The 1,431-nt window shown below is 62.1% G+C and carries 1 protein-coding gene; it reads right to left on the bottom strand.

Annotated features, from left to right (window positions below):
* Positions 1 to 87: 87 nt before the first annotated feature.
* Positions 88 to 1,344 (bottom strand): IS701 family transposase, encoded by a 1,257-nt coding sequence (locus V2S85_RS27070; protein WP_096064046.1) that lies wholly within the window; start codon positions 1,342 to 1,344, stop codon positions 88 to 90.
* Positions 1,345 to 1,431: the final 87 nt, after the last annotated feature.

Raw genomic sequence — 1,431 nt, 5'->3', positions numbered from 1 at the left:
CACTACTTTGGCAGAAGTTTGAAATGCGTGACTGATAGGCTCCCACCGCAATGAGGGCATTGGTCTGGCGGAGGTCTTGATATTCGGTCAATGATGGCCTGTCGGATGGCGGGCATGCTCGGCTGAGGCGGAGGTCCGGAGACTCTTTTTTTTCCGCCCCGCCTGCGCGAGCCGTCGTGTTTGCAGGAAGGCATAGGCCATCATTGTCATGAGAAGGTGGCGATGCAGCCCCGTCCATGATCGTCCTTCGAAGTGGTCGAGGCCGAGTTCCTCCTTGAGTTGCTGGTGCGCCTGTTCGCAAATCCAGCGCGCCTTGATGGCGCCGGCGACGTCCTTGATCGCGGTGTCGGCGGGAAGGTTGGAGAGATAGTATTTTCGCTCGCCGTTCGAGCGATGCTCACCCACCAGCCAAGCCTCTTCGCCTGGCATATGCTGTGCGCCAGCAGCGCCGATCCGCTGTGGCGCGCCATCGGCGACACGCACACGCATAGCCGCAAAGCGAGCTGTCAGGCGGCCTTTGGTCCCTCGGCGCCAACTGACCTGCCGCCATTTCGCATCTTCGAGCATGGCATGGGCTGCTCGGGATTTGACGTCGGGCACATGCCGAACCCGTGGTCGCCCACGTCCAGCCACCGGGAAGATCAACTGCACGTCGCCAGGATAGACCTTCTGGTGCCGGGGGATACCAACGGCCCAGCGCAAGCCTCGTGCACTTAGCGCCTGCCGGAACGGCGCTGACAAGCCATAGCCGGCGTCGGCAAGGACGCAGCCGAAGCGCACGCCGGCAGCAATGACCCGGTCGATCTCCTCGATGGCGATGTCGGGCTTCGTGCGATAGGATTGGAAATCTTCGGGCACGCCGGCCCTCTCCATCCGGGCCGTGTCGCTGGTCCAGCTTTCCGGCAGGTATAGCCGCAAACCCAGCATGACCGGCACCTCCCCCGAAGCCAAGGTCACCGACACGAGCGTCTGGCAGTTCGCGTTCTTGCCCAGTACCGTAGCATATTGGGGCGCGACCCCGACCGAAGCCTTGCCCTTCTTGGGAAGGGCTGTGTCGTCGATGATCAGCCAGCCCTTGTCGCCACCGACCAACTCATCCGCTTGCCGCCACAACGTCGCCACCAGCGGCGCGCTGTCCCAGATCCCGGCACCGATGAAATGATGCAGCCGGTCATAGTTGAGCGCGTCTGCGCGGGCCGCCATGGGCTGGATGCTCTTGCGATCGCCGGGGCCAATCAAGCCAGCGATGTAGGCCGGGCACATCCGACGCCGCGTCTTGTTACCCAACTTCTGCAGATACGGCTCAAGCCAATGCTCGAGATCCCGCTGCCAATCCTCTTCCATCGCCAGCCTCCATCAAAGCTGGCTCCCTATGAATCACGCATTTCCCCTGCAGGGAATCCCGAAAATCACAATTCTGCCAAAGTAGTG

This window comes from Novosphingobium resinovorum, assembly GCF_036352595.1.
Taxonomy (GTDB): Bacteria; Pseudomonadota; Alphaproteobacteria; order Sphingomonadales; family Sphingomonadaceae; genus Novosphingobium; species Novosphingobium resinovorum_B.
Note: the sequence above shows the minus strand (reverse complement) of the source record. Positions and strands in the feature narration are given on the sequence as shown.